Raw genomic sequence first — 14149 nt, forward strand, 5'->3', positions numbered from 1 at the left:
TCAAACTACGGTGGAGCCCGTCGGGATCAAGGGAGATGACAGAAAGTTAAAGAATTATTCATTCGGAGGTGAAGACGGTGTCTCTACCCCAATGCGACGGGCTGCATCGGTTTCGACAAAGGGATCGATCGACTGACGTTCGTAAACCTGCTGGTAGCGGTCGACCGGGAACAGGCGCAGACCGGTCCAACGGCCACGGCGCTTGCGGAAGGCTTCATCATCAGCCTCGACCACGGCGCGCGCGTTCGCCGGAACGCCATAACGGCTTGAGGCTGTTACAAGCGCGGCATCCGAGGATGGGATCGCCGCATTCGGGTTCAGCGCCGATGCGTTGCCCCCAAGGGCCACCACGGCGTCTGCGTTCGGGTTCGGATCCGTCAGGTTGCCGCCGCCCGGTGTGGGGGCCGGCAGAAACGCATAGTCCTTCGGCTGGGTCAGGGGTTTAACCGGCAGCACGGAGAACTCATCCGGCCCTTCCCCCGGAGGGTCAAGATCGCGCAGGCCGGGGTTGTTGCAGCCCGCAACGGCTGCACCAAGGATCATGGCAATTAGGGCGCGCGAAAACCGCATAAGAGTCTCCAACCTGTTTCAGGTGCTTTTAACGCATCTCTTCGGGCGCGTCACGAGGGCTTTTTACTGTCGAACAACACAAGCCCGATGGCACCGGCAAAGATGAACACATCGGCCAGATTGAACACGAAGGGATTGTTGATGCCACAACAGGACATGTTCAGGAAATCCAGAACATAGCCATACAGCACCCGATCAACCACATTCCCCAGCGCCCCGCCGATCAGCAGCCCGCCACTCAACAGCATCACCTTGGTTGGGGCCGACCGCCACAGCCAGATCGCAACCGCGATGCAGACGGCAACCGAGATACCAATCAGAACCCACCGCGCAGCGTCCGAGTTCCCTTGAAACAGGCCAAAATTGATCCCGCGATTCTCGCCATACTTGAAAACCAGTAGCGGCGGCAGAACGTCGATATTGCCCTCAGCAACGCGCATCACGTGAACGACCAGATATTTGCTGATCTGGTCGATCAGAAATGCCGTGATTGCGGCCCAGAGCAGTAGACGGCTGCGCATCAGTGGCGGAAGTGGCGCATGCCGGTGAAGACCATGGCCAGACCAGCCTCGTCTGCCGCAGCGATCACTTCGTCGTCGCGCATTGAACCGCCGGGCTGAATCACGCAGGTCGCACCTGCCTCAGCCGCTTCCATCAGACCGTCTGGGAAGGGGAAGAACGCATCCGAGGCCACGGCTGAGCCGATGGTCAGCGGCTGCGGCAGTCCAAGCACATCAGCCATACGCTCGGCTTTCTTGGCCGCAATCAGCGCCGAGTCGACGCGGCTCATCTGGCCTGCGCCAACCCCGACGGTCGCCCCGTCCTTGACGTAGACGATAGCGTTGGATTTGACGTGCTTGGCGACTTTCCACGCAAACAGAAGGTCTCGCATCTGTTCGTCGGTCGGAGCTTTCTTGGTGACCACTCTCAGGTCATCCATGCCGACAAACCCGTTATCCTTGTCTTGGACCAGAAGGCCACCGGCCACCTGACGCACGGTTTTCCCACCGGCGGTCACGTCCGGCAGACCCTCAGTCGTCAACAGGCGCAGGTTCTTCTTGGCGGCAAAGATCTCCTTGGCCTCATCCGAGGCACCGGGGGCAATGACGACCTCGGTGAAGATGCCAGTAATCTCCTGCGCGGTTTCCGCGTCCAGAGGTTGGTTCAGCGCGACAATCCCACCAAAGGCCGAGGTCCGGTCGCAATCGAACGCAGATTTATACGCGTTCAGCAAGGTCGCTCCGGTCGCGACACCGCAGGGGTTGGCGTGTTTGATAATCGCGCAGGCGGCAGTGTCGGCAGGGTTGAACTCGGCAACCAGCTCAAAAGCTGCGTCGGTGTCGTTGATGTTGTTGTAGCTCAGTTCCTTGCCCTGATGCTGCAGGGCGGTCGCCACGCCGGGGCGGTTGGTGCCATCGGTATAAAACGCCGCCTGCTGGTGGCTGTTCTCGCCATAGCGCAGGGTCTGTTTCAGCTCACCGGCAAAGGCACGGCGCTTGGGGGCCTCCAGCTGCAGGGCATCAGCCATCCAGTTCGAAACAGCTGTGTCATAGGCCGCTGTGCGGGCATAGGCCTTTTGCGCCAGCCATTGGCGGAACCCATAGGACGTCTTGCCATAGTTCTCGTCCAACTGGTCAAGCAGCGATGAATAGTCTTCGACATCCACAACCACGTTCACAAAAGTGTGGTTCTTGGACGCCGCGCGGATCATCGCCGGACCGCCGATATCAATATTCTCGATGCAGGTGTCATAGTCGGCCCCTTTGGCCACTGTCGCCTCGAACGGGTAGAGGTTCACGACCAGCAGGTCGATCGCACCAATGCCATGTTCTTCCATGGCCGCCACGTGGCTGTCATTGTCGCGCAGCGCCAAAAGGCCACCATGAACCATCGGGTGCAGGGTTTTGACCCGACCATCCATCATCTCGGGGAAGCCGGTGATCTCGCTGACGTCCCGAACCTCAAGCCCCGCATCGCGCAGGGCCTTGGCGGTCCCCCCGGTGGACAGCAGCTCAACCCCGCGCTCGGCCAGCGCCTTTCCCAGCTCGATCAGCCCGGTCTTGTCGGAAACGGAAAGCAACGCGCGGCGCACGGGGTGAAGGTCGGTCATGGGTCCAAAGGTCCTTTTGGCGTCAGTCGAATTCGGGTTCGTCCCGGTGCATGTCGCGCACGGCATAGGCTGTATCCTGCGCCTTGCTCAACGTCCACTGGATGCGCGTCGCATACTCCATTGCGCGGCCAGATAGAACGATCTGTTTTGTCGCGCGCGGCTTTAAACGCCCTTTTTCAAGGTAAACGCTTGGCTCGACGGACAATTTTCCCACGCCATCATGGCGGAAAACCCAGATCTCACCGCTTTTGAGGGCCATCGACACCGCCGAACCACCCAAATCAACGGCCGCATCCACATCCGGGTGCAGATGAAACCGGATATCAAACCCGACACCTGAAAGACCCGAGGCATCCATCGCCTTGTCAAACTGCCGCTTGGATTTGTCGCTTGTTGTCAGCAGGATATCCTCGCCCGTCAGCTCACGCCCGTCAAAGCGCAGCTCGAACGTGCGCGCGTGGGTCAGGCCGAAAACCTTGGTATAGCCATCATTGCCGACCATGAAGCGGATGCCCTCGAACGCGTCCTCGAAATCCACGGGGACGTCTTGTGGCGCATCCACCAGCGCCTGCCGCTCACTGCCCGTTACAGGTTTAGCGAGACGCGCGCTGGAATATCCATCCAGACAGAGCGTGGAATGAGACGGCGTGGCTCGTCCCGCCCGACGCCAATCCAGTCCAAAACTGGCCCCGGAGCCGCAATTCACGATCAGCGGACGCCGGCCCGAGGTCAGCTCGAACGCCGTGGTTGAGGCATGCGCGTTCAGCGAGGCCGCGCCGACGGGCGGAGGGCTGGCATCAACGATCACGGTCGTGCGGGCGGCAGACAGCCGGGCAAAGCCCATTGGCAATTCGGTTGCCGCCTTGTGCTTGACCCCGCTTTGGGCCAGCGCCTGTTCCAACCGGCCTTCGATCCCGCGTCCGCCGCCATGGAACCGGGCCAGAGCTCCATCCGCATGGCGCAAACTGCGCAGGGTAGGCGCGATCCGCTTGATCGCTGCGGCCTGCGCCACCGGCGTGCCGCGCCCAAGATCGCTGAGGGCGGCGGAGGTCCAGCCGAGTAGCGTAAACACCTCAAGCAACTCTTCGGGGTTGCGCGTCGGGATCCCGCCCTGTTTGTCGACTTGCCGTTCGCATTCGCGCGCCAACGCACGCAGGGCGGGATCGGCCATCCCCTCCAGCCCCTGCAGAGCCAGCCCGGCCTGGACCAGACCAGCCAGTGCCTCGAACCTTGGCAAACCCGGCGTTGCGGCATGGGCGCGTTTAGACAGAAACCATGTTTGTTGCGCGAGAGACCGGAAAAACAGTTTGCTCTGCGCCTCATCTGCGCCCCGCAGCAAAAAGGACGCGTGGTTGATCCAGCGCATGACACGCCGTCCGGTCAGATCGGGAACCCATCCGGGGCCCTGCCCGCGCCCATGCACCTCGATCCAGCCCCAGACCCAGCGCTGCGCCTTGTCTCGCGCCCGCATGTCACCGACAGCCGCCAGATCATCCAGCCAAGCAAAGCCGTGCCTCTCATCATCAAAGCCCAGACTGGGGGCTGTGACCTCCCACAGACCCGTATCCTGTGCCTCGACAAGATATCCCGAGAACAGCAGATTGCCCGCCACCAGCTGACGGCCGCGGGCAAAAGACCCGACGGTGCGCGGTTCGGGCTGCGTGACAAACCCCGTGACCGCCTTTTGCCGCTGGCTCAGGCGCGCATAGAGACGGTTCTGGAACCGCATCCACCGGCTGGTCATGGTGTCCGTATCTGACATGACGCTCGTTACTCTGCCTCTTGCGCTCTGCTGGCGCTTGAGACCCAACGATAGACCGCGCCGATCGTCAAGTCATCGAAAAGCATGCGCTCAGGCGGATTTGTTCAGACAGGCGATGTAGAATCCATCCATCCCGCCGCGATCCGGCCAATAATCGGGCCGCAGACGCAGGCCGCCTTCCTCGGTGATCCACTCCGGCTCGACCCCATCGAGGGTCAGCGCGTCGCGATCCACGGTCATGTCCGGGTACATGTCCAGCGCCTCTTCGACCTGCACCTCGCCCTCGTCAGGCAGCAACGAGCAGGTGCAATAGACCAACCGCCCGCCCGGTTTGAGCAGGCTCCAGGCATGGGCCAGCATCTGGGTCTGCAACTCGATCAGACCGCCGAATTCCGAGCCGTCCTTAGCAAAGGGCAGATCCGGGTGGCGGCGGATCGTACCGGTTGCAGAACAGGGCGCGTCCAACAGGATCGCATCATACTGACCCTGATGGTCCAACGCGTCGCCCGCGATAACGCTTGCCTTCAACCCGGTGCGCGTGAGGTTTTCGCGCACCCGGTCCAACCGCTGCTCCGAGATATCCAGCGCCGTCACCTCGGCCCCAGCAGCGGCCATTTGCAACGTCTTGCCCCCCGGCGCGGCGCAGAGGTCGAGGATTTTCTCGCCGGCCTTTGGGGCCAGCACGCGCACCGGTATCGCCGCCGCCGCATCCTGCACCCACCAATCGCCCGAGTTATAGCCCGGCAAGGCCGAAACCTGCCCCGCATCCTGCACCCGCATTGATCCGGTCGGCAGGGCCTGACCCGGCGCATCCGCCCCCGGCTTGACCGTCAAATCCAGTGGCGCGGCTGCGAAATGGGCTTGCTCCATGCCAGCGACAGCCTCTGCCCCCCAGGCCATGACCAGCGGATCACGAAGCCAGTCCGGCAGACGTGGCACGCGCATCTTGGGCCAAGCGTCTGGCCCTTCGGCGGCCACCTTGCGCAGCACCGCATTCACCAATCCTTTGAGACGCCCATGCTTGCGCGAACGGCCAACAATTTCGACCATGGAATTCACCACACCATGCGCGGCCTCGCCGTGGCAAAGTTCGACTGCGCCCAGACGCAACGCATTGTGAACGGTCAGCGCGGGGGTGCGATTGAGGTGATTGTCGAGCAGCCGGTCCGCGCGCTCGAGCCCGCGCAGGGTTTCCAGCGTCAGGCGTTGCGCCCGCGCCCGGTCTTCCGGGGCCAACCGGTCCAGCGCGCCTGCGGCCAGACATTCGGACAAAAGCCGCCCTTCGCCCAAAATCTGATCCAGCAGATAGATCGCGCTGCGTCGCGCCGCTGTTGCATTGTCGGACATGGAACCGCCTTTTGATGTGCTTGTGGTCCGCATTGCCTTTGGCGGACGGTGGCGTATATCAAGACCGTGACCGGAAAGGAACCCGATGTCATGAGTGACGACACCAAAGATCTGCCGCCCGCAGCCCAGCGCGCATTGGCCGAGGCCGCCGAGCGTCGCCGCAAGGCCGAAGCCGAGGCAATGGAGATGCCGAAAGAGCTGGGCGGACGTGATGGCCCGGACCCGGCGCGCTATGGCGATTGGGAGAAAAAGGGCATCGCCATCGACTTCTGATGGTTTACCTCCGCAGCGCTTGCAGGAAATCATCCAACAACGCGCGTTGCTTTTTCGATTTGGCCCGATCCTCAGGCCATGTCAGCCAATAGCCATCCTTGGTCTTCAGCTCTGGCAGGTCGAGCCTGCGCAAACGCCCCGACTGCAGGCTTTCTGCAGCGAGGGGCACTGATCCCAGAACAACCCCCAATCCCTGCCGCGCCGCCTTCATCGCATGCCCGACGGAATCAAAGCTGATCCGGCCCGGCGGCAGATCCTTGATCCCTGAACCCTGCGCCCAGTCCTGCCAGCCGGGCCGCTCGCCTCGCAGATCAATCACCGGCGCGCCCCAGGACACATCGGTCGTAGCCATCGGGGCCAGCACCTCGGGCGCGATCAGCTTGGCCTTGCGCCCCGGCCAGACACCGCGACCGTAGCGGATTTGCAGCCATGTCCGCTCTTCCTCCAACGACGTTCTACGCGTCACCGAATCTGTCATCACCCGCACCTTGGGGCGCATGTTCAGAAAGGAAGGCAAGGCTGGCAGAACCAGTGCGTGGATATGTGAGGAAAGCCCCGCGACCCGTAGCTCTCGTGGGGATTTACCGAACAGGTCTTCGGTGTTGCGTTCCAGCGCCTGCAGGCTGTCTTGCACCAGCGGCAGATAGCTTTCGCCTTCGATGGTCAGCGACACGCCCCGCGCCTCACGCACAAAAAGAGTGCGCCCGAGCCAGGCCTCAAGGTTGCCAATCCGCTGGCTCACCGCGGCCTGAGTCAAACCGAACTCACGCGCAGCGGCCGAGAAACCGCCCAGTCGACCAGCCGCTTCGAACACCCGCAGCCAGTCCAATGGTGGCAAACCGATCTTTTCCTTAGCCATTAGAAAAACCAACCCTCAGACGAAATAAGCATTAATTGTGATAATGACACGAGGGGCGTATCCCCTTCAAGCAAAGCCCGCGCTGAACAGGAGAGACCCCATGCTGCGCACCGCCACCTTTGACCCTTCGGTTGTGACTGTTGAATTCACCGACGGAACCTCGGCCCGATTTCATGCCATCTGGTTGCGTGACAACGCGCTTGACCCCGACACCCGCGCACCAGGCAACGGGCAGCGTCTGATCACCATTGGCGACATCCCCGAAAACACCTCAGTCAGCGCGGCCGAAGTGATCGACGGCGATCTGAGTGTCACCTTCCAACCAGAGGGCAAAACCGTCACCTTCCCTGCCGCATGGCTGGCCGATCACGTCTACGATCATGATCAAAGCGCCCAGTTCGGTCGCATAGCCCCCGATATCACGACTTGGGAACGCGGCATCGCAGCCCCCAGCGGCGAGTGGAACGCGGTTCACGTCGACCCCAGTGCCAAACGCAACTGGCTGGCGGCTGTGGCCGAATACGGTCTTGCCAAACTGACCGGTGGCCCGACCGAGCCCGAATCGCTTCTGAAAGTGGCCGACCTGTTTGGCTATGTGCGTGAGACTAACTACGGCCCCTATTTCGAGGTCCGGACCGAGGTGAACCCGACCAACCTCGCCTATACCGGGTTGGGACTGCAGGCCCACACCGACAATCCCTATCGCGATCCGGTGCCGACGCTGCAAATCCTCTACTGTCTTGAAAACAGCGCCGAGGGCGGCGACTCGATCGTGGTTGACGGGTTCCGCGCCGCCGAAAAACTGCGGGACCAAAACCCCGAGGGTTTTGCCCTACTGGCCGGCTATCCTGCGCGGTTCGAATACAAAGGCTCGGACGGCGTCTGCCTGCGCTCACGCCGCCCGATGATCGAACTGTCCCCCGATGGTGAAATCATCGGCATCCGGTTCAACAACCGCTCCTCCGCGCCGTTTGTGGACGTGCCTTTTGACAAGATGGAGGCCTACTACGCCGCCTACCGCCAATTGGGGGACATTATCGACGACCCTGCGATGGGCGTGTCGTTCAAGCTTGAACCGGGCGAGAGCTTCATCGTCGACAACACCCGCGTGCTGCATGCGCGGCTTGGCTATTCGGGCGCAGGGTCGCGGTGGCTGCAGGGCTGCTACGCCGACAAGGACGGGCTGCTGTCCACTCTGGCCGCTATGGACATGGCGCAGCCGGAGGCGGCGGAATGAAGCCCGATTTCACGACCCTGAACCGCGACAACATCGTGGCCTTCATCGGCGATATCTTCGACCGCCGCGGCGGCGAGGAATATCTGGGCGAGCCCGTGACCATGGCCGAACACATGCTGCAAGGGGCCACCATCGCCGAACAGAACTGCATGCCCGAAGAGATCATCGTGGGTGCCCTTTTGCATGACATCGGCCACTTCACTTCGGAATTCGGGACATATCACCCGGATGACACCGAGGACCGCCATCACGAAGACGCAGGCGCCGAAGTGCTGGAGCAGTTCTTCCCCTCGGTCATCACCGATTGCTGCCGCTACCATGTGGCGGCCAAACGGTATCTTTGCGCCACAAAGCCCGAGTATTTCAACCGGCTGTCCGCCGCCTCGGTCCACACGCTGGAACTGCAAGGCGGTCCGATGAGTTCCGAAGAAGTGACCGAGTTTGAGGCCAACCCGAACCTGAAAGAGATCATTCAGGTGCGATATCTCGATGAGGCCGGAAAGCGCGCGGGTATGGAAACCCCTGACTTTGCACATTTCGCCCCGATGGTGCAGCGTATGGTCGACAAGCATTTGGGTACGCCATGAACGCCCCGGAATATATCTTTGAAGCCAGCACCAAACCCTCGCTGCCGTGGCACGAGGTTCCCCTAATCCGCGCCACGGACGCATCGGTCAAAGGTTATGGCTGTCTGGTCGATGACCCCGACGGGTTCGAGATCGAGATCACCCGCTGGCCGCAGCAAGGCTGGCGGCCCATCGACGAAGGCACCGGGGATGAAGGCGGCTGGGTCGAAGGCACGTTCCATGGGCAGTGGAAAGGCGATGTCCTCTACGGCCGGAATGAGGCGGTGGGCGGCCACTATGTGCTGGGTTGGTCAACTGATCCTCAGCAGGCACAGGTCGAGCGGCAGAGCGCACCGCGCGATCAAGTCCTTTTGTGGCACATGAACTATCACCCAGACGGTGGACAGATGTTCTGGCCGCTGGACAACAAGCCCTTCATCGTTCCCGTTGCCCTGCCCGGAGACAACCTAACACCGAACAAAGTGGTGGCCTTCTGGTGCGATGGCTCACGCGGCCTCTATATCCATCCCGGCATTTGGCATGAGGGGATTTTCCCGGTCGAAGACAACCAGCGCTTTCTCGACCGGCAAGGCGCGGTTCACGCCCGCGTCAGCGCAGATATCGGCAAAGAATTCGGCGTCTATCTCGCCTGCCCGCTGCGCGCGGACAAGGTTAAGGATCTTTGACGATCACTCGAAGACGAGCTCGGTAATCGCCGTGTCCTGATAATGCGTGCCGGGGTAGACATCGGCGATCTCGAACACGACCCAGGATACGGCACCATAGTTGGCCAAAGCACTGGTCTCTTGCCAGTCAGATGTGTCGTCGATGGTGAAAGATGTCGTGGAACCATTCGAAAAGCTCAATTTCAGCTCGCGCACACGACTGTTGCGGATGAAGGTCCGTTCAGATTTGGCATAGCCGTTCCGAATTGCCCAGCGGTTGATCCGAGTGGGTGAATCAAAAGCCAGAACGAATGCTTCACCGTAGCCATGCCCCAGCGCGCCTTCCACCCAAGCGGTGCGGTTGTCTTGGTCCGTCACATTTCGAGGGCCGTAGTTGTTGCTGCCCTGTGCCTTCAAAACTGAACTGAAACACAAATCCGCCCACTGCCCGGCAACCGAAATACCGGTACAGCTGTTCATAAGCCAACCCGGAGGCGGTGGCACTTCGGGTGCAGGCGGCTCAGCCGTTGGTGTCGCAGTGGATGGCGCCTGCCCGTTGCGTCGCAGCCATCCGCGCTCAACCGCTGCAAGGCGCTGATGGCGGGGCGGATGGGTCGCTGACCCTTGTGCCGGTAAGGTCTCCCACAGAGACCGAGCCTGCGTCAGGTTGGCCCCAAGTGCGGCAAGAACGAACCCGGCGTATTCATCTGCCTCTAACTCGGTGGGCGGGCGCGATCCTCCTTCGATGATCGTATGGCCTTGAAGATGATGACCGACCTCATGGGCGATCACCCCATAAAGCTGCCAATGGGCATTCGGGTCCGCCTCGTATTGCGACAGCCAGTCCGGGTTGAACGCGAGGTAGCGCTGTTCTTCAAAGATCACAGCCGCTGCATTGTCGACCTCGTTGGTTTCAAGCACCTCGAAATTTGGCAATAGGCCAGAAACGGCCAGGATACTGTCCACCACACCCCAAACCTGCTGCACTGAAAACGCACTAGACTCACTGAAGCGGGGCTTTTGCAGCGTGATTTCCTTGCAGCCCTCGACCGTGCAAACCACCTGCTGGTCCTCTGCCAATACGCTGCCAGCGGCCAGCGAAAATAGAAACGCCCCTGCGACAGGCTTGACCAAAACACTCTTCCCCTTTGCTTTACGAGGCAAGCATGGATCGAGTCCAAGCGTCAGGTAAAGCCCATGTTCAAAAAATCTCATTGGTTGTGTTGGTTTAAAGCCCCAGCACATCCACCATGTCGTACTGACCCGGTGATTTCCCCTGCCCCCAGAGCGCGGCCTTCAGCGCGCCGCGGGCAAAGATCGCCCGGTCGGTGGCCAGATGGCGCAGGACGATACGCTCTCCTGGTGCGGCGAACAGGACGTCGTGTTCGCCCACGATGTCTCCGCCGCGAATGGCGTGGAAGCCGATGTCTCCGCGCTTTCGCGCGCCGGTGATGCCATCGCGGCCCCGGTCGGCCACATCCGACAGCTTGACACCACGCCCTTCAGCGGCAGCCTCACCCAGCATCAGGGCTGTGCCCGAGGGCGCGTCGACCTTGTGGTGGTGATGGCCTTCGATCACCTCGATGTCGAAATCTTCGTCCAGCGCAGCGGCGACTTTTTTGGTCAGTTGCACCAGAAGATTGACCCCAAGGCTCATGTTCCCGGCCCGCACGATCACCGCATGGCGCGCGGCGGGTTCCAGCGCCGCGATCTGTTCATCCGTCATGCCGGTTGTGCCGATCACATGGACACAGCGCGCCTGCGCGGCCAGCGCGGCAAACTCCAGCGTCGCCTCAGGCGCGGTGAAGTCGATCACCGCCTGCGCCTGTGCGAAGGCTTCCAGCGGATCGTCTGTCACTGTCACGCCCAGCGCCTGGCCGCCCATCGCGGTGCCCACGTCCTGACCGATCCAGTCATGTCCCGCACGTTCGACCACACCGACCAAGCGCGCCTGATCGCTGTCAGTCACGGTCTTGATCAGCATCTGCCCCATACGGCCCGAAGCTCCTGTGATGACGATCCCCGGAATATGGGTCATTGCGCTGGTCCTTTTCGCTAAGTCGGCTCAAAGCCTCCTACCCGGTTCGCGCCCGCTTGGCAAAGGCTCGGTTAGGGCTTAGATCGTCAGGTATGGCAAAGAACAAATTCCACGATGGCCCCGGCCCGTCCCAACGACAACTGCGTGTCGGCGAACTGATCCGCCGCACCCTGTCCGAAGTTCTGGCGCGCGGAGATGTCCACGACCCCGACCTGAACCGTATGTCGATCACCGTGGGTGAGGTCCGCACCTCGCCCGATCTCAAGATCGCAACCGCCTATGTGCTGCCGCTGGGCGGCAAAGGCCAAGAGGATGTGATCGACCTGCTCGCTCGCAACAAAGGCGAACTACGGCGCATGATCGGCAAAAAGCTGAACCTCAAATTCTCGCCCGATCTGCGGTTCCGTCTGGATGACACGTTCGACCGGTTGGACGACACCCGCCGTATGTTCGAACAGGACGCGGTGCGCCGCGATTTGGACGAGTGATCCGGGCATTCGTAACAATGGGCGCGGTTCTCTGGGCCGCGCAGGCCCATGCGGTCACTTGTGAAAAGCTGACCCATGAGGACAAGCGGTACACGGTCTGCGAGGTCGATGCCTCAGAAGACCTACGCCTGTTTCTGAACGATGACCAGGGCGATCTGCTTGGACATTTTTCATCGGTAAACGACACGCTCAAGCCCGAAGGCAAACGGCTGGTCTTTGCTATGAATGCGGGCATGTATCACGACGACCGCTCGCCCGTCGGCCACTATGTGGAAAACGGGCAAGAGAAGATGCGTGTGATCCCGAATTCCGGGCCGGGCAATTTCGGATTGTTGCCCAACGGGGTGTTCTGCATTCGCGAGGGCCGCGCTGACGTGTTCGAAACGCTCACTTTCGTGGATCAGGCCCCACAGTGCCGTTTTGCAACCCAATCCGGCCCAATGCTGGTGATCGACGGCGAACTGCACCCCCGATTCCTGCCCGATTCGACCTCGCGCTACATTCGCAACGGTGTGGGCACAAGTGCTGATGGCACGCGCACGGTCTTTGCGATCTCTGATGATTACGTGACCTTCCATGAGTTCGGCAGGCTGTTCCGCGACGTGCTGGAAACGCCGAATGCGCTGTTCCTCGATGGAAATATCTCGCGCATGTATGAACGCGCCAGCAACCGGTCGGATATCGGGTTCTCACTGGGGCCAATCGTAGGCGTCGTCGAAGACGCGCCCTGAGTTTGACAGCGGCAAAACGATCCGCTAACCCGCGCGCCTTAGCAAAAGGCAAGGTGCAATATGGGACGCAAACGCAAGGGCCGCGACATTTCCGGTTGGCTGGTGGTGGACAAGCCTGCGGGCATGACCTCGACCGCAGTGGTCAACAAGGTGCGTTGGGCAATGGACGCCAAGAAAGCGGGCCATGCGGGTACTCTGGACCCCGAAGCAACCGGTGTTCTGGCCGTGGCTTTGGGTGAGGCGACCAAGACCGTTCCCTACATTACCGATGCGCTGAAAGCCTACACTTTCACCGTGCGTTTGGGTCATGCGACCAACACGGACGATGCCGAGGGCGAAGTGATTGCGCAAAGCGATGCGCGTCCTTCGGATGACGATATCAAACAGGCACTCGCCCTGTTTTTGGGAGATATCATGCAGGTGCCGCCCAAGTTTTCGGCCGTGAAGATCGACGGGCAACGCGCCTATAAGCTGGCCCGCGATGGCGAAGAGATAGAACTGTCCGCCCGCCCCCTCTGGGTCGAAGAACTGATCCTTGTTGACCGCCCTGACGAAGACCATGTGGTGCTGGAGATGACCTGTGGCAAAGGCGGATATGTCCGCTCGATCGCGCGTGATCTGGGTGAGGCTTTGGGATGCCACGGCCACGTCAAGGAACTCCGCCGCATCTGGTCCGGTCCGTTTGAGGCCGAGGATGGGTTGTCCGTCGAACAGATCGATGAGATGGCCAAGACCACCGCGCTGGACGACTACCTGCATCCGCTGGAAACCGGATTGTCGGACCTGCCCGAACTGAAGTGTACACCCGAAGGCGCCACTCGTCTGCGCAACGGCAATCCGGGCATGGTACTGGCCTCGGACGTGGAATATGGCGATGAGGCATGGGCCTCGCTCGACGGTAAGGCCGTGGCGGTGGGCATCTACAAATCCGGCGAGCTGCACCCAAGCCGGGTGTTCGTCACCTGAACTCCGTGTTAGGCGAAGGGCATGATTACCCGAACGCATACCAAGGGCGATGCGCCCTCGACTGCCGTCTACTCGGATTGCGAGAAGTACCGCTATAGCCTGACCCGTGTTTGGGATCCGGCAGGGCATAAAGCGCTGTTTGTGATGCTGAACCCGTCAACCGCGACCGAGGTGCAGAACGACCCGACGGTCGAGCGTTGCGAACGCCGCGCACGGGCGCTGGGGTTCGGGGCGTTTCAGGTCACCAACATCTTTGCCTGGCGCGACACCGATCCGCGCAAGATGCGCGCCGCCGCTGATCCGGTCGGTCCGGCAAACGACACGGCGATTCTGGATGGCGCTCAATGGGCCGATCAGATCATTGCCGCCTGGGGCACCCACGGCGCGCATCTGGACCGCGGCCCAGCGGTTGAGGCGCTGCTGCGCGGCACCGGGCAGCCTCTGTTTCATCTGGGCCTGTCCAAAGAGGGGCACCCCAAACATCCGCTTTACATCGCCTATACCCAGCAGCCTGAACCCTGGTGACAAAGGGTTAAC

At 61.4% G+C, this 14149-nt stretch carries 16 protein-coding genes; 8 read left to right on the forward strand and 8 right to left on the reverse strand.

The features are described from left to right. Nucleotides 1-54 precede the first annotated feature (54 nt). The 5 genes from ACR0IP_RS16270 to ACR0IP_RS16290 form a co-directional block, all read right to left on the reverse strand. Complete coding sequence (locus tag ACR0IP_RS16270; protein ID WP_480526716.1) at nucleotides 55-570, reverse strand: DUF3035 domain-containing protein; 516 nt, start codon at nucleotides 568-570, stop codon at nucleotides 55-57. A gap of 50 nt (nucleotides 571-620) precedes the next feature. Continuing rightward, nucleotides 621-1091: a signal peptidase II gene (gene lspA / locus ACR0IP_RS16275; RefSeq protein ID WP_170482152.1), complete on the reverse strand. Its 471-nt coding sequence runs from the start codon at nucleotides 1089-1091 to the stop codon at nucleotides 621-623. Further along, nucleotides 1091-2680: a bifunctional phosphoribosylaminoimidazolecarboxamide formyltransferase/IMP cyclohydrolase gene (purH, locus tag ACR0IP_RS16280; protein ID WP_480526718.1), complete on the reverse strand. Its 1590-nt coding sequence runs from the start codon at nucleotides 2678-2680 to the stop codon at nucleotides 1091-1093. The genes lspA and purH overlap by 1 nt, the downstream gene beginning before the upstream one ends. Nucleotides 2681-2702: 22 nt before the next feature. Beyond that, nucleotides 2703-4442 (reverse strand): heparinase II/III domain-containing protein, encoded by a 1740-nt coding sequence (locus ACR0IP_RS16285; RefSeq protein ID WP_170747415.1) that lies wholly within the window; start codon nucleotides 4440-4442, stop codon nucleotides 2703-2705. 90 nt (nucleotides 4443-4532) lie between these two features. Continuing rightward, entirely contained in the window at nucleotides 4533-5789 is a 1257-nt protein-coding gene (locus ACR0IP_RS16290) for an RsmB/NOP family class I SAM-dependent RNA methyltransferase (protein ID WP_480526720.1), read from the reverse strand. Between the two features lie 90 nt (nucleotides 5790-5879). Here ACR0IP_RS16290 and ACR0IP_RS16295 point away from each other — a divergent pair, with 90 nt between their 5' ends. Further along, nucleotides 5880-6062, forward strand: a complete 183-nt coding sequence (locus ACR0IP_RS16295) for a DUF1674 domain-containing protein (protein WP_170379334.1) — start codon at nucleotides 5880-5882, stop codon at nucleotides 6060-6062. Between the two features lie 4 nt (nucleotides 6063-6066). Here the strand turns inward: ACR0IP_RS16295 and ACR0IP_RS16300 are convergent, their stop codons facing one another. Beyond that, complete coding sequence (locus ACR0IP_RS16300) at nucleotides 6067-6921, reverse strand: LysR family transcriptional regulator (RefSeq protein ID WP_480526723.1); 855 nt, start codon at nucleotides 6919-6921, stop codon at nucleotides 6067-6069. 100 nt (nucleotides 6922-7021) lie between these two features. Here ACR0IP_RS16300 and tmpA point away from each other — a divergent pair, with 100 nt between their 5' ends. From tmpA to ACR0IP_RS16315, 3 genes are read left to right on the forward strand one after another with little or no spacing between them, the layout of a single operon-like run. After that, nucleotides 7022-8158, forward strand: a complete 1137-nt coding sequence (gene tmpA / locus ACR0IP_RS16305; RefSeq protein ID WP_170379338.1) for a 2-trimethylaminoethylphosphonate dioxygenase — start codon at nucleotides 7022-7024, stop codon at nucleotides 8156-8158. After that, the gene (tmpB, locus tag ACR0IP_RS16310) at nucleotides 8155-8745 is read left to right on the forward strand and encodes a (R)-1-hydroxy-2-trimethylaminoethylphosphonate oxygenase (RefSeq protein ID WP_480526725.1); all 591 of its coding nucleotides are present in this window, start codon (nucleotides 8155-8157) and stop codon (nucleotides 8743-8745) included. The genes tmpA and tmpB overlap by 4 nt, the downstream gene beginning before the upstream one ends. Next, complete coding sequence (locus tag ACR0IP_RS16315) at nucleotides 8742-9410, forward strand: ureidoglycolate lyase (RefSeq protein WP_480526727.1); 669 nt, start codon at nucleotides 8742-8744, stop codon at nucleotides 9408-9410. Before tmpB ends, ACR0IP_RS16315 begins: the two co-directional genes overlap by 4 nt. Nucleotides 9411-9413: 3 nt before the next feature. Here ACR0IP_RS16315 and ACR0IP_RS16320 read toward each other — a convergent pair whose 3' ends face one another. Both ACR0IP_RS16320 and dapB read right to left on the reverse strand, forming a co-directional pair. Then, nucleotides 9414-10523: an NADase-type glycan-binding domain-containing protein gene (locus tag ACR0IP_RS16320; RefSeq protein WP_480526729.1), complete on the reverse strand. Its 1110-nt coding sequence runs from the start codon at nucleotides 10521-10523 to the stop codon at nucleotides 9414-9416. Between the two features lie 94 nt (nucleotides 10524-10617). After that, entirely contained in the window at nucleotides 10618-11427 is an 810-nt protein-coding gene (dapB, locus tag ACR0IP_RS16325) for a 4-hydroxy-tetrahydrodipicolinate reductase (protein WP_480526731.1), read from the reverse strand. Between the two features lie 92 nt (nucleotides 11428-11519). Between dapB and rbfA the strand changes: the two genes are divergently transcribed. The 4 genes from rbfA to ACR0IP_RS16345 are packed head-to-tail and all read left to right on the forward strand — an operon-like array spanning nucleotide 11520 to nucleotide 14137. Next, entirely contained in the window at nucleotides 11520-11915 is a 396-nt protein-coding gene (rbfA, locus tag ACR0IP_RS16330) for a 30S ribosome-binding factor RbfA (protein WP_170379347.1), read from the forward strand. A gap of 17 nt (nucleotides 11916-11932) precedes the next feature. After that, nucleotides 11933-12646 (forward strand): phosphodiester glycosidase family protein, encoded by a 714-nt coding sequence (locus tag ACR0IP_RS16335; protein WP_480526733.1) that lies wholly within the window; start codon nucleotides 11933-11935, stop codon nucleotides 12644-12646. Between the two features lie 60 nt (nucleotides 12647-12706). Beyond that, nucleotides 12707-13612, forward strand: coding sequence for a tRNA pseudouridine(55) synthase TruB (gene truB / locus ACR0IP_RS16340; RefSeq protein WP_425084883.1), 906 nt, complete (start codon nucleotides 12707-12709; stop codon nucleotides 13610-13612). 21 nt (nucleotides 13613-13633) lie between these two features. Then, nucleotides 13634-14137 (forward strand): DUF1643 domain-containing protein, encoded by a 504-nt coding sequence (locus tag ACR0IP_RS16345; protein WP_425084882.1) that lies wholly within the window; start codon nucleotides 13634-13636, stop codon nucleotides 14135-14137. Nucleotides 14138-14149: the final 12 nt, after the last annotated feature.

Source organism: Ruegeria sp. AL11 (assembly GCF_056540865.1).

Coding starts and splice junctions, on each gene's coding strand:
- ACR0IP_RS16270 (WP_480526716.1), bottom strand. CDS start 570: ATGCGGTTTTCGCGCGCCCTAATTGCCATGATCCTTGGTGCAGCCGTT.
- lspA (WP_170482152.1), bottom strand. CDS start 1,091: ATGCGCAGCCGTCTACTGCTCTGGGCCGCAATCACGGCATTTCTGATC.
- purH (WP_480526718.1), bottom strand. CDS start 2,680: ATGACCGACCTTCACCCCGTGCGCCGCGCGTTGCTTTCCGTTTCCGAC.
- ACR0IP_RS16285 (WP_170747415.1), bottom strand. CDS start 4,442: ATGTCAGATACGGACACCATGACCAGCCGGTGGATGCGGTTCCAGAAC.
- ACR0IP_RS16290 (WP_480526720.1), bottom strand. CDS start 5,789: ATGTCCGACAATGCAACAGCGGCGCGACGCAGCGCGATCTATCTGCTG.
- ACR0IP_RS16295 (WP_170379334.1), top strand. CDS start 5,880: ATGAGTGACGACACCAAAGATCTGCCGCCCGCAGCCCAGCGCGCATTG.
- ACR0IP_RS16300 (WP_480526723.1), bottom strand. CDS start 6,921: ATGGCTAAGGAAAAGATCGGTTTGCCACCATTGGACTGGCTGCGGGTG.
- tmpA (WP_170379338.1), top strand. CDS start 7,022: ATGCTGCGCACCGCCACCTTTGACCCTTCGGTTGTGACTGTTGAATTC.
- tmpB (WP_480526725.1), top strand. CDS start 8,155: ATGAAGCCCGATTTCACGACCCTGAACCGCGACAACATCGTGGCCTTC.
- ACR0IP_RS16315 (WP_480526727.1), top strand. CDS start 8,742: ATGAACGCCCCGGAATATATCTTTGAAGCCAGCACCAAACCCTCGCTG.
- dapB (WP_480526731.1), bottom strand. CDS start 11,427: ATGACCCATATTCCGGGGATCGTCATCACAGGAGCTTCGGGCCGTATG.
- rbfA (WP_170379347.1), top strand. CDS start 11,520: ATGGCAAAGAACAAATTCCACGATGGCCCCGGCCCGTCCCAACGACAA.
- ACR0IP_RS16335 (WP_480526733.1), top strand. CDS start 11,933: ATGGGCGCGGTTCTCTGGGCCGCGCAGGCCCATGCGGTCACTTGTGAA.
- truB (WP_425084883.1), top strand. CDS start 12,707: ATGGGACGCAAACGCAAGGGCCGCGACATTTCCGGTTGGCTGGTGGTG.
- ACR0IP_RS16345 (WP_425084882.1), top strand. CDS start 13,634: ATGATTACCCGAACGCATACCAAGGGCGATGCGCCCTCGACTGCCGTC.